The 12,954-nt window shown below is 69.7% G+C and carries 12 protein-coding genes; 3 read left to right on the forward strand and 9 right to left on the reverse strand.

What is annotated here, in order from left to right; genetic code table 11:
• Positions 1 to 107: 107 nt before the first annotated feature.
• From ASD65_RS08910 to ASD65_RS08950, 9 genes are all read right to left on the reverse strand, one after another.
• Positions 108 to 1,073 (reverse strand): alpha/beta hydrolase, encoded by a 966-nt coding sequence (locus ASD65_RS08910; RefSeq protein WP_235566643.1) that lies wholly within the window; start codon positions 1,071 to 1,073, stop codon positions 108 to 110.
• Entirely contained in the window at positions 1,070 to 1,861 is a 792-nt protein-coding gene (gene nagB, locus ASD65_RS08915) for a glucosamine-6-phosphate deaminase (RefSeq protein WP_056221373.1), read from the reverse strand. The genes ASD65_RS08910 and nagB overlap by 4 nt, the downstream gene beginning before the upstream one ends.
• Positions 1,861 to 2,565 (reverse strand): N-acetylmannosamine-6-phosphate 2-epimerase, encoded by a 705-nt coding sequence (locus ASD65_RS08920; protein WP_200948642.1) that lies wholly within the window; start codon positions 2,563 to 2,565, stop codon positions 1,861 to 1,863. The genes nagB and ASD65_RS08920 overlap by 1 nt, the downstream gene beginning before the upstream one ends.
• Positions 2,562 to 3,515 (reverse strand): ROK family protein, encoded by a 954-nt coding sequence (locus ASD65_RS08925; protein ID WP_056221376.1) that lies wholly within the window; start codon positions 3,513 to 3,515, stop codon positions 2,562 to 2,564. Before ASD65_RS08925 ends, ASD65_RS08920 begins: the two co-directional genes overlap by 4 nt.
• On the reverse strand, positions 3,515 to 4,465 hold the full coding sequence (locus tag ASD65_RS08930; RefSeq protein ID WP_056221378.1) for a dihydrodipicolinate synthase family protein: 951 nt from the start codon (positions 4,463 to 4,465) through the stop codon (positions 3,515 to 3,517). The genes ASD65_RS08925 and ASD65_RS08930 overlap by 1 nt, the downstream gene beginning before the upstream one ends.
• Positions 4,466 to 4,486: 21 nt before the next feature.
• Entirely contained in the window at positions 4,487 to 5,293 is an 807-nt protein-coding gene (locus ASD65_RS08935) for an ABC transporter ATP-binding protein (RefSeq protein WP_056221381.1), read from the reverse strand.
• Positions 5,290 to 7,359: a dipeptide/oligopeptide/nickel ABC transporter permease/ATP-binding protein gene (locus ASD65_RS08940; RefSeq protein ID WP_056221385.1), complete on the reverse strand. Its 2,070-nt coding sequence runs from the start codon at positions 7,357 to 7,359 to the stop codon at positions 5,290 to 5,292. The genes ASD65_RS08935 and ASD65_RS08940 overlap by 4 nt, the downstream gene beginning before the upstream one ends.
• 3 nt (positions 7,360 to 7,362) lie before the next feature.
• Entirely contained in the window at positions 7,363 to 8,319 is a 957-nt protein-coding gene (locus ASD65_RS08945; RefSeq protein WP_056221386.1) for an ABC transporter permease, read from the reverse strand.
• Between the two features lie 79 nt (positions 8,320 to 8,398).
• A complete protein-coding gene (locus ASD65_RS08950; RefSeq protein WP_056221389.1) occupies positions 8,399 to 9,997 on the reverse strand; it encodes an ABC transporter substrate-binding protein in 1,599 nt (532 codons plus the stop codon).
• Between the two features lie 167 nt (positions 9,998 to 10,164).
• On the opposite strand from ASD65_RS08950, the gene ASD65_RS08955 reads away from it, so the two are divergent.
• The 3 genes from ASD65_RS08955 to ASD65_RS08965 are packed head-to-tail and all read left to right on the forward strand — an operon-like array spanning position 10,165 to position 12,952.
• On the forward strand, positions 10,165 to 10,848 hold the full coding sequence (locus ASD65_RS08955) for a FadR/GntR family transcriptional regulator (protein ID WP_056224668.1): 684 nt from the start codon (positions 10,165 to 10,167) through the stop codon (positions 10,846 to 10,848).
• A complete protein-coding gene (locus ASD65_RS08960) occupies positions 10,845 to 11,984 on the forward strand; it encodes a Gfo/Idh/MocA family protein (RefSeq protein ID WP_200948643.1) in 1,140 nt (379 codons plus the stop codon). The genes ASD65_RS08955 and ASD65_RS08960 overlap by 4 nt, the downstream gene beginning before the upstream one ends.
• Entirely contained in the window at positions 11,981 to 12,952 is a 972-nt protein-coding gene (locus ASD65_RS08965; protein ID WP_056221392.1) for a DUF4862 family protein, read from the forward strand. Before ASD65_RS08960 ends, ASD65_RS08965 begins: the two co-directional genes overlap by 4 nt.
• Positions 12,953 to 12,954: the final 2 nt, after the last annotated feature.

The following is a 12,954-nucleotide window of genomic DNA, read 5'->3' on the forward strand; positions in this document are numbered from 1 at the left end:
TCTGAGAGGCGCGGACGAGCACTCGTAACATGCCGTCAGGCGAGGTAACTCCGCGTGACATCGCCGCTCTCCGGACGAGCACGTCGCTGCCTCGAACCCACCTGCCGCTACCGGGCGGTCGCTCCGAGCGTGCGCGCGAACCACTGCCGACGTGCACTCACAGCGGATGCCGAGAGGTCGGTGTGCGGTGCGACGAGGTCGAATCCGTGGAACCCACCGGGCCAGACGTGCAGTTCCGCCTGCACTCCGGCGGCCCACAACGCCGACGCGTAGGCGACGTCTTCGTCGCGGAACAGCTCGGCGCTGCCGCAGTCGATGAACGTCGTCGGCAGTCCGCTCAGATCCTGCGCGCGCGCCGGCGCCGCGTAGATCGAGACATCCCCCGTTCCACGCCGATCGCCGAGCAGCGAGGTCCACGCGGTGGTGTTGGAGCCGCGGTCCCAGATGCCGCCGAGCGCGAACTGCGCGGCGGCGACGGTGTCGTCGCGGTCATCCAGCATGGGGCACAGGAGCAGCTGACCGGCGAGTGCGGGTCCGCGACGGTCGCGGGCGAGGAGCGCGACACCGGCGGCGAGGCCTCCGCCGCCGCTCGCTCCGGCCACGATCAGCCGCTCGGGGTCGATCCCGAGGTCGCGCACGTTCTCGGCGGTCCAGCACAGCGCGGCGTAGCAGTCCTCGACCGGGTACGGATCGGGATGCTCCGGTGCCAGCCGGTACTCGACCGTGACCACGACGGCGTCGAAGTCGGTGACCCACGGCAGCCACTGCGGAAGGTCCGAGAAGCGGTCACCGATGATCATGCCGCCGGAGTGGATCTGCAGGACGCCGGGCCCGGTCCCGGAGCGTCCTTCGCGGGTCAGCACACTCACCATGATCTCGCCGCCGTGGTGACCCGGGATCGTGACGTCGCGGCGTACGACGCCGACGTCGGCCAGCACCCGGGGGATCGGCGGATCGGGTACATCCGCACCACGCACCTCGGCGATGCGCTCAGGTGTGATCGTCTGCCGCTTGAACGCGGGCATCGCGTTCAGCGCCGCCTCAAGCTCGGGCGCGAAGGGCGGGCGGGTCACGCCGCGGGTGCCTCGCCGACCGCGTCCCGGTACGCGTAGACGTACCGGTAGTAGTCGGCGAACTGCAGACGGGATGCCGCGGCCTCATCGACGACGAGCGTCACGTGCGGGTGGTGCTGCAGGATCGTGCCCGGCCACTTGGCCGACACGGCGCCCTCCACCAGGTGGTGCACAGCTTCCGCCTTGCCGCCGCCGATGGCGATGAGCACGATGCGACGCGCCTGCATGATCGTGCCGAGCCCCTGGGTGACGCAGTGCCGCGGCACGGCATCCACCTCGCCGCCGAAGAAGCGCGCGTTGTCACGCCGGGTCTGCGCCGTGAGCGTCTTAACGCGGGTGCGAGAGGCGAAGGAGGAGCCCGGCTCGTTGAACGCGATGTGGCCGTCGGTGCCGATCCCGAGGATCTGCAGGTCCACGCCACCAGCGGCCTCGATCCCCCGCTCGTACTCGGCGCATGCCTCCGCCAGGTCGGCCGCCGAGCCATCCAACGCCCGCACCGCGTCGGGGGCGAAGTCGACCCGCGAGACGAGCTCCTCGTCGATGACGGTGCGGTACGAGCAGGGATGCCACGAGGGAAGCCCGACGTACTCGTCGAGCGTGAAGCCCCGCGCACGGGCGAACGACATCTCCCCCTCCGCGGTGCGCCGGGCGAGCTCGTCGTACACATGCAGCGGGCTGGACCCGGTTGCCAGCCCCAGCACGGCCTCCGGCTTGCCCGCGAGCAACTGCTGGATCTCGTCGGCGACGAGCGAGCCGATCTGCTCCTCTTCGGTGATGATGACTTCCATCAGGCCACGGTCTCCTCGGTCTGCGCCGCGAGTGCGTCGACGAACCACGACGTGATCGTCGTGGGGTGGGTGATCGCCGTGCCCACGCACACGGCGAAGGCTCCGGCGGAAAGGGCGGCCGCAGCATCCGCCGGCGAATGGATGCGGCCTTCCGCGACGACCGGCTTTGTGCACTGCTGCGCGATCTGCGCGATGAGCTCGATATCGGGACCGGCGGTCTTCGGCCGCTCCCCGGTGTAGCCGGACAGAGTCGTGCCGAGGAAGTCGGCGCCGGCCGCCTCGGCGGCCACGGCGTCCTCCAGCGATCCGCAGTCCGCCATCACGAGCACGTCGTGGACCTCGCGCAGGGCGGCGATCGTCTCGGCCAGCGTGCGACCGTCCGGGCGGGGGCGGCGCGTGCCGTCGAGCGCGACGACATCGGCGCCCGCGGCGGCTACGGCCAGAGCGTGGTCGAGGGTCGGCGTGATGAAGACGCCTTCGGCGCCGTCCTTCCAGAGCCCGACCACGGGGACGGTCAGGTCGGCCGCGGCACGGATGTCGCTGATGCCCTGCAGGCGGATGCCGGCGGCACCGCCGACGACGGCGGCCCGGGCGATGCGGGCCATGGTGTCGGGTTCGCGCATCGGTTCGCCCGGGTACGCCTGGCACGACACGATCAGCCCGTGGGCGAGCCGGTCGTGGATGTCGGATGCGGTGATTCTCATGGTCGTCCTTCGATCTGGTCCCACGCGGCGGCAGCGGCCCCGCGCAGCGGTGCGGTGTCGCCGAGGGTTCCGGCGAGCACCGGGGTGCTCTGCAGCACGGTGATGAGTTCGCCGCGCACAGTGTCCTGCATCGGGCGCCACCAGGACGCGCCGGCGCCCGCGACGCCACCGCTGACGATGACGCGCTCCGGGTCGAGCAGGGTGACGGCCCCGGCGATGCCGCGACCGACGGCGGCGGCGGAGTCCGTCAGCGCGGCGGAGGCGATCTCATCGCCGTCGGCCGCTCGGGCGAGGATCCCGCGGGAGTCGGTGACCGCGGGGTCACCACCGAGCGAGAGGTAGTGGTTGTGCATCCCGATGCCCGAGCCGAGCGCCTCGAGATGCCCCATCCGGCCGCAGGGGCAGCGCAGGTGCGCGGCACCGGCGATCGGCATGTGGCCCATCTCGCCGGCCACGTGCCGGCTGCCGCGCACCACCTCGCCGCCCATGATCACGGCGGCGCCGATACCGGTGCCGACCGCCACGACGAGTGCGCTCGAGGCGCCCTCGGCCGCTCCGGCACGGAGCTCGCCGAACGCGTACGCGTCGACGTCGTTCTGCACGTGAATGGGCAGACGCGCGCCGAGCGGTCCGCTCAGCGCCGTGGTGAGGTCCGCCGCGACGTCGGTTCCGGTCCACCCGGCCAGGGTGTCGGTGGAGGAGATGATCAGCCCCCGACCGACATCGACCACTCCCGCCGTCCCGACCCCGATGGCACGGATCGCAACGGGCTCAGTCGACCGCGACCGCAGGATCCCGGCGAGATCCACGACGGTGTCGAGGATCGCGGCGGGCCCGCGACGGCCGGGCGTCGGAGCGGATGCCGTGTCCCACAGGACTCCGGCACGATCCACGAGTGCGGCCGCCGTCTTCGTGCCGCCGATGTCGACGGCGAGGACGACGTCGCGCATCACGCCACCGGTGCGGCGAGGAGATCCATGCTCTCGAGGATCGCCCAGATGCGCTCCACGGCCTCGCCCGGGAGGGGCTGGACCGGGAACGCCATGGTGGCCTGGGCGATGATGCCACGGGCGACCATCGCGGTCTTGAACGCACCGACGCCGGCGGCATCCGGCGAGAGGCCGCTCGTCTGGAAGACGATCTCGAACAGGCGGTTCAGGCGCTCCTGCTCGGCACGTGCGGTGTCCCAGTCGCCCTGGCCCGCGGCATCCCACAGCCGGACGTAGCCGGCGGCTTCGACGTTGGCGAGTCCCGGGACGACGCCGTCGGCGCCGGCCAGCGCCATGGCGTCCACGACGACCTCGTGGCCGGTGAACAGACGCAGCGGGCTGCCGGCGGCGGCGTTCGCGGCAATCAGGCGGCGGAACCCGACGTCATCGCCGGACGAGTCCTTGACGCCCTCGATGACACCCTCGGTGCCGAGCTGCACGAGCAGGTCGGCCGACAGCTTGGAGTGCACGCGCACCGGAACGTCGTACGCCCACAGCGGTGCGTCGATCCCGGCGGCCACGGCGCGGAAGTGCGCGGCCGTCTCGGAGGGCGAGTTGATCGCGTACAGCGGCGCCGTGGTCACGATCGTGTCGGCGCCGGCGGCGATGAGGCGGCGGGCGGTCTCGATCACGCGCGCCGAGGTGAGCTCGATGGCACCGGCGATGATCGGCAGGCGACCGGCGTTCGCGCGGGCGATGACCGTGAGGATCTCGACGCGCTGGTCGTCGGTGAAGTAGGCGGTCTCACCCGACGAGCCCAGGGCGAACAGGCCGCTGACGCCGGAGGAGATGAGGTACTCGACGAGGTGCTCGAGCGAGGCGACATCGATCGATCCGTCGGGCAGCAGCGGCGTGACGACGGGAGGGACGACGCCGGAGAGCTGAGCGGTCGAAGAGGTGGTGATGGTCATGTCGTGGTGCTCCGTGATCTTTCAGTTCTTGAAGTGCGGCTCGAGCAGCGAAGGCGCGGCGCCGAGCAGCGTGCGTGTGTAGTCATCGGTGGGGTGGTCGAAAACCTGGGCGGCAGCGCCGAACTCGACGATGCGGCCCTTGCTCATGACCGCGATCTCGTCGGACAGATACCGCACGGTCTGGATGTCGTGCGAGATGAAGACCATGCCCAGGCCGAGTTCGTTCTTCAGGTCGGTGAGCAGGTTGAGGATCTGCGCGCGCACCGAGACGTCCAGGGCGGACGTGGGCTCGTCGGCGACGATCACCTGCGGGTCCAGCGCGAGTGCGCGGGCGATCGCGACGCGCTGACGCTGCCCGCCGGACAGCTGACCGGGAAGCGCGTCCAGCGCCGACTGCGGCAGTCCGACCAGTCCGATGAGCTCGCGCACCCGGCGGTCGCGGGAGGCGGCCGATCCGATGCGGTGGACCTGCATCGGATCCAGCAGGGCGTCCCGGATCGTCATGCGCGAGTTCAGCGCCGTCGCCGGGTCCTGGAAGACGACGGACAGGATGCGCCCGAGCCGGTTGCGGACGGCGCCCGTGAAGGCGGTCACCTGCTCTCCGGCGAACACGACATGACCCGACGTGGGCTGTTCGAGCCCGACGAGCACCTTCGCGGCCGTGGACTTGCCGGATCCCGATTCACCGACGATGCCGAGCGTGCGCCCGCGTTCGACGGTCAGGGAGACGCCGGCGAGGGCATCGACGTAGCTCTTCTTGAACAGCCCGGACGTCCGGGTCTTGAAGCGGACGTGGACGTCCCGCAGCTCGATGATCGGCTCGCTCATCGTGCACCTCCGATCGGCTGGACGGGCGCGTCATCCGGATGCGCGCTGTAGAAGTGCTCGGTCCCCTCGATCTGCCGGCGCACCGGCACGACGCCGGCGTTGCGCGCGGGGTTCGAGGATCGCGGAGCGAAACGGTCGCCGGCGGGGAAGTCCTTGGGCGAGGGCACCGTGCCCGGCACCTGGTGGAGGCGGTCGGATCCGGACTCGATCGACAGCACCGCGCCGAGCAGCCCGCGGGTGTACTCGTGCATGGGCTGGGTGAGCAGCTCACGCGTGGTGGCCTGTTCGACGACCTGTCCCGCGTACATGACGGTGATGCGGTGCGCGAGCTCGGCGACCAGGGCGAGGTCGTGCGAGACGAAGAGCATCGCGAAGCCGAGCTCCTCGCGCAGCGAGTTCAGGAGATCAATGACCTGGGCCTGCACAGTCACGTCGAGCGCGGTCGTGGGCTCGTCGGCGATCACCAGCCGCGGGTTGCGGGTCAGGGCCATCGCGATGAGCACGCGCTGACGCTGTCCGCCGGAGAGCTCGTGCGGGTATGACGAGAGGGTCCGACTCGGGTCGAGTCCGACCAGGGTCAGCAGATCCTCGGCGCTGCGGGTGCCGCCGCGCGAGGTGAGCTGCTTCATCTGGGCGCGGATCGGCATCGCCGGGTTGAGCGAGCTCAAAGCGTCCTGGTAGATCATCGCGATGTCGTGGCCGCGCAGCGCGTTGCGCTCCGACTGCGGCATCTGCAGCAGGTCCTTGCCGTCGAACATGATCTTGCCGGTGATCTTGGCGCTCTCATCGAGCAGACCCATGACCGCGAGCGAGGTGATCGACTTGCCGCAGCCGGACTCGCCGACCAGCGCCATCGTCTCGCCCGGTCGCAGCGTGAAGTTGACGCCGTCGACGACGGCGACATCCCCGTGGCGCGGGAACGAGATCGACAGGTCCTGCACCTCCAGCAGCGGTGCGGCATCCCCCGTGTACACGAGGCGGTCCGTCCGGCTCAGCTCTACCTCGCGCAGCTGGGCGAGGCGCTCGTCGAGCGGCACGGCTGCGGTGGTCGCCTCGATGATGGCTGTGGCCTCCGTGACGATCGGCACTTCGACGTCGTAGAAGGCGCGGCCGTCGGCGATCTCGGCCGCGGAGATGTCGTCACCGGTCGGTGCCTGCGCCTCTTCGAGGACAGACGTCGCCTCCTCGGTGTTGACGGCTTCGGTGCTGAGCTTGCGGGCACGAGGCGCGACCATGGCGTCCGTCATCCCGTCGGAGAGGATGTTCAGGCACAGCACGGTGACCATGATCAGCAGGCCGGGGAAGAACGTCGCCCACCAGGCCCCGCTCATGAGCAGGTTGCGTCCGGCGGCGATGACGTTGCCCCACGAGGGCTCGGGGTCGGGCACGCCGGCCTGCAGGAACGACAGCGACGCCTCGAAGATGATCGCGTCGGCGACCAGGACCGTCGCGAAGACGAGCACCGGCGCCAGAGTGTTGCGCGCCACATGCTTGAAGATGATCCGGAACGTGGACGCACCCATGACGCGCACCGCCGAGACGTAGTCCTCGCCGTACTGGTCGAGGATGTTCGCGCGGACGATGCGGGTCAGCTGCGGGACGTACAGGAACGCGATCGTCAGGATCAGCACCGGGAGCGACTTGCCGAACACTGCGACGAACACCGCGGCCAGCGCGATGCCGGGGAACGACATGATGACGTCCATGATGCGCATCAGGGTCTCGGCGATCCACTTCGGCGCCGTCGCCGCGATCGTGCCGAGCACGGCGGCCGCCAGGAGGGCGATGACCGTCGCACCGAGGCCGATCGAGAGCGAGTAGCGTCCGCCGTAGACCAGGCGCGAGAAGATGTCACGTCCCTGACGGTCGGTGCCGAACCAGTGCTCCGGGCTCGGCGGCTGGACCGGCGGACCGGAGGCCAGCGGGTCGTACGGCGCCACGAAGGGCGCGAAGATCGCGGCCAGGGTGATGATCGCGATGATCGCCAGGCAGATGAGGGATCCGAGGGACAGTCCCCCCAGTCGAAGACCGGGAACGGAGAGTCGTTCAGTCAGTTTGCGTCGCATTTGTCACACCGCCCGGATTCGGGGATTGATCAGGACGTACAGGAGATCGACGATGATGTTGATCACGACGAAGGCCAGTGAGACCACCAGCGTGACGCCCTGGACGAGGTTGGGTTCGTTGTTGGTCACGCCGTTGAGGATGAGCGTTCCCATGCCGGGGATCGCGAAGATGACCTCGATCACCACGGCTCCGCCGAGCAGGTAGCCGATGCGCAGTCCGAGGACCGTGACCGGAGTGATGAGCGCATTGCGCAGGACGTTGCGTGCCACCACGACGACGCGCGGGACGCCGCCGCCCAAGGCCGTGCGGACGAAGTCGCGATCCAGTTCCTCGACCATCGAGGAGCGTACGACGCGGGACAGCTGCCCGATGACGGGGACGGCGAGCGCGATGGCCGGCAGCGTCATCCGGGCCAGCCAGCCGGCCGGGTCCTCGGAGAACGGCGGCAGCGGGCCGGAAGCGGGAAGCAGCCCCAGCTGCAGGGTGAACACCTGGATGAGAAGGATGGCGAGCCAGAACGACGGCGTCGACAGCGCCGAGACACCCAGGACGCGGATGACCTTGTCGGGCCAGCGATCGCGGTAGACCGCGGCGACGACGCCGAGGATGAACGCGAAGAAGACGGCGATCAGCAGGCCGAGGAAAGTCAGGGAGAGGGTGATCGGGAATGCGCGGGCCACCTCGTCGGCGACGGGGAGGCTGCGGGCCGAGTAGGTCCCGAGATCGCCGTGCAGCAGGCCGGCGAGGAATCCCAGGTAGCGGACGATCAGTGGGGCGTTGAGCCCGTTGGCTTCGCGGTAGGCCTCGAGCGCTTCCGGGGATGCGGTCTCGCCGAGGGCGGTGCGCGCCGGATCCACCGGCGAGAAGGACATCACGAAGAACACGAGGAACGTGATGCCCAGGATCATCAGCGGCAGCTGCAGGAGCCGCCGGCCGATAAGACGGAGCGTGTTCGACACGGGCCGTTCCTTCCTGGGGAGGGGGGATGGTCCCGGGAGGCGCGCGCGAACGCGCCTCCCGGGTGTAATACGGGTGAAGCTACTTGGCGGCGACGCCGACGTCGAGGAACGAGAGGCCCGTGGTGGGGACCGGCTTGAACCCGACCAGCTCCTGGTCGCTCCACGCGGTGGGGAGCTTGCGGTGGAACAGCGGGTACAGGACCGCTTCCTCCGCGATCAGGTCGAACGCCTGGTCCCACGTCTTCTGCTGTGCGTCGCCCGATTCCTGGACGGCCGTGTCGAGCAGACCGCGCAGTTCCGCGTACTCCGGGGAGTCGGCCCAGTTCGTGCGGGTCTTGGTCCACACGTTCTCGCCGTACCACCAGTTCATCAGCAGGTCGGGGTCGTTGCCGAAGACCGACGGGTCACCGGGGGCGACCATGACGGTGTAGTCGCCGGAGTCGACCTTGGCGTACTGCGCGGCCGACTGGCTGATGTCGAGCGTCACATCGACGCCGATCGCGTCCAGCGACTCCTTGATCAGCGGGGCGACTTCCTTGACCCAGCCGGTGTCGGTGGTCAGCAGCGTGATCGACAGGTCGGACACGCCCGCCTCGTCGAGGAGCTCCTTCGCCTTCTTCGGGTCATAGGTGTAGACCGTGGAGGCCTCGTTGTAGTTGGGGTGCGTCTCCTGCAGGAACGAGGTGGCGGCCGTCGCGTTGCCGAGCATGCCGGTCTCGATGATCTTGTCCATGTCGAGCCCGTAGAAGAACGCCTGACGGACCCGGGGGTCATCGAACGGCGCAGCCTTGGTGTTGAACATCATGAACAGCAGACCGAAGGACTGCACGCTTTCGACGTCGACCGTCGAGGCGAGCGTGTCGACGTCGATGTACGGGACGTCCTCCATGGCCTGGATCGTGCCTGACGACATGGCGGTGACGCGTGCTGCAGAGTCCGCGAGCAGGTTCCAGTTCATGCCGGCCGCGAGCGCGGGACGCGGGCCGTTGTAGTCGTCGTAGCGCTCGAAGACCAGCTTGTCCTCGGGAACCGCGGACACGAGCTTGTACGGGCCGGAGCCGACCGGGTTGGCGCCGAAGGCCGCGGGGTCGGCCTCGACGACAGCCTTCGGGACGATCTTGACGATGCCGAGGCGCTCGTTCAGGAGCGAGAACGGGTACTTCGTGGTGATCTGCACCGTGTCCTCATCGACGGCAGTGACCGTGTCGATGAAGCCGATGTAGGTGGTGAACAGCGAGCCGCTGGCCGGGTCGAGCACGCGCTCGTAGCTGTAGACGACGTCGTCGGCGGTGACCGGGTCACCGTTCTGGAAGGTCGCGTCAGCGCGCAGGTCGATCTCGTAGGTGGTGTCGTCCACCTTCGTCGGCAGCTCCGCGGCGAGCGCGGCGTAGGGCTCCTTCGAGACCGGGTCGAGGTCGACCAGTCCCTCGAAGATGTGCCAGTTCGCGGAAACGGTCACCGCACCCGATGCGATCATCGGGTCGAAGCTGCCGCTCAGCGCGTACGAGATTCCGGCTTCGATGATGCCGTCCGGGTCGACCGCAGCCGAGGCCTCGGTCTTCTCCGGCGTCGTGGTGCCCGATGAGCCGCACGCGGCGAGAGCGAGTGACGCTACCAGGATGCCCGCTGTTGCTGCAGCGTAGCGACCAGCACGTCTTTGGAATGGTGTTCGGTACATGTGCACTCCGTCCAAGTGGATGGGGGAAAGAACGTCTTGAAGACATCTGACGTCTGACGTAATATAAACACAACTCGTCGCCGTGCACAATGGGGAGGAGTTCGAAGAAGAACCTGGCCGAATGGAGCATCCGAACTGTGATTCCCAGTGACACGCGGACCGCGCGCATGCGTCGATCGACCACGGCTGACGAGATCAAGCGACTGATCCTCACTCGTGGCATGCGCCCCGGCGACCTTCTCCCCACCGAAGCCGAGCTCTGCGAAACCCTTGACGTGTCGCGGTCCTCCGTGCGGGAGGCGATCCGCACGCTGTCCACGCTCGACATCGTGGATGTGCGCCACGGCCACGGCACCTTCGTCGGCGGCATGTCGCTGGACCCGATGGTCGAGGCCCTCGTCTTCCGTGGCGCACTGGCGCCCGAAGGAACACTCAAGGCGCTCAGCGACGTGATCGAGGTGCGCCTGGCACTCGACCTGGCTGTCGCCGAACGCGTCGTCGAGGCGATGCAGGGGCAGTCGGCGCCCGAGCTGGAGGCCCTGGTCGACGAGATGGAGACCCGCGCCGAGACCGGCCAGACGTTCCTCGACGCCGACCGTGCTTTCCACACGCGACTCCTGGACACTCTTGACAACCGCCTCGTCGGTCAGCTGGTCGGCGCCTTCTGGGACGTTCACACGGCCGTCGCGCCGCAGCTCGGCATCATCCCGCCGGCGGATATCAAGGACACCGCGGACGCCCACGGCGACATGCTGCGCGCCGCCCAGCGCGGAGACCTCGAGGGGTACCGGCAGGCCGTCATCGAGCACTACCTCCCCCTGCAGCGGTCCATCGCGATTGCCGCGTCGTGAGCGCGGCTCTGCGTTACGGCATCGTCGGCGCCGGCTATTTCGGCCGTGAGCTGGGCCGCCTCATCGACGGCATCGACGGCGCCGTCGTCACGACCGTGTACTCGCCGGAGCACGCGACCGACCTCGCCGAGGAGTTGGGCTGCTCTGTCGCGGCATCCGTCGACGACCTCGCCGCGCAGGTCGACGTGGTCGTCGTCGCCTCCCCCAACAGTGCTCACCTCGAGCCGGTGCTGCGCGCCGCCGAGAATGGCGCGCACGTCTTCTGCGAGAAGCCCATCGCCCTGTCCTACGCCGACTGCGACGCGATGGTGTCCGCGTGCGAGCGCGCCGGCGTCGTATTCATGGCCGGGCACGTGATGCACTTCATGCCCGGCGTCCGACGCACGGCCGCGCTCATCGCGGACGGGGCGATCGGCGACGTCGTCGTCGCACGCTCGATCCGGACGGGCTGGGAGGACGGCTCGGCCGCCCCCGGCTGGAAGAAGGATCGCGCCACCTCGGGCGGTCACCTGTACCACCACATCCATGAGCTCGACGTGCTCCAGCACCTGATCGCACCCGCAGAGCGCGCCACGATGATCGGCGGAGCGGTGCCGCACGCCGGCTCCCGCACCGGAAACGAGGACGCGCTGCTCCTGGCCTCCCTCGCCTTCCCCGGCGACCGCTACGCGACGCTGGACTGGGGCTCGGTCTTCCGGCGCCCGCAGCACGAGGTCACGATCCAGGGCACGCTCGGCTACGTCACGATCGACATGCACGACGTCGGTGTCACGCTGACCACCGCGGACCGTGTCGAGCGCTTCCCCCTGCACACCGCGGAGGAGGATGCCGAGCGCACCGCCGAGCATGCCGGCACCGCATCCGGCGGGGGCGTCGTCTACGGTGACCCCACCGTCCGCCCACCGCGCTGGCTCCGCAGCGCCATGCAGGCAGAGCTCGACTACTTCCATGGTCTCGTCGCCGGCACGCACGAGGTCGATCCCGCCCTCGTGTCGTTGACGGATGGCTCCGCCGCCCGCGCGTCGATCGCGACGGCCGATGCGCTCACCCTCTCGATGGCCGAGGGCCGCACGGTCGCCGTCAACGAGATCACCGGCGCCGGCCGCGCGCTGGCGAGCGCGGCTGCGGACCGATGACCGCGGCATCCGCTCCTCGCTTCGAGGGCCTCGTCGTCGGCGCCTACGCCGCCTCCCCCGCGCACCGTCAGTGGGATCCGAGCGCCGAGTCCGCGTTCTTCGAGGCTCTGGCCGCAACTCCCGGCATCGGCGCGCTCGAGCTGCCCTGGCTCGGGAGCATCCACCCGCACGACGATGGATGGCTGCACCGGAGTCTCCCCGCGACGCTGCGCGCCGTAGTGACCGACATCCCGTACACGATGGGCCGGATCGGCGCCGCGCCGGCCTACGGCCTCGCCTCGCACGACGAGGACGGCCGCCGCGCCGCGATCGCCGACGTGCGCCTGCTCCTCGACGACGTCCGCGCCTTCGACGACGCCCAGTCGCGCTCCGTCGTCGGGGTCGTCGAGCTGCACTCCGCCCCGCGCGGTGCGCGCGGCGGCGTCGACCCGCTCGTCCGGTCGCTGACCGAGATCGCCGGGTGGGAGTGGGGCTCAGTCGATCTCGTGCTGGAGCACTGCGACGCGTGGCGCGACGGTCAGGCCCCGGAGAAGGGCTTCCTCGATCTTTCCGTCGAGCTGGACGCGATCGAGCGCTCGGGCACTCCGATCGGCATCTCCCTGAACTGGGGCCGCTCGGCCATCGAGGGGCACTCGGCCGACACCCCCGTGGCGCATGCGCGCGAAGCCGCCGAGCGCGGTCTGCTGCGCGGGTTCATCGCCTCCGGGGCGGCGGCCACCGAGACCGCGTTCGGTCCGGCCTGGATCGACGCGCACCTCCCGTTCGCCCCCTCGCCGACGATCGCCCACGGCACGCCGGGCTCGCTCATGACCGAGACCGCGGTCGCCGATGTCGTCCGCGCGGCGGGCCGGCTCGACTGGGCCGGCGTGAAGGTCGGCTGCGCACAGGATGCCGCATCCGTCGCCGACCGCGTGGTCCTGGTCGCTGAAGCGGTGGGCGTCCTGAACGGGATCCTCGACGGACCCTGACG

Source organism: Microbacterium sp. Root61 (assembly GCF_001427525.1).
In the GTDB taxonomy this organism is placed as follows: Bacteria; Actinomycetota; Actinomycetes; order Actinomycetales; family Microbacteriaceae; genus Microbacterium.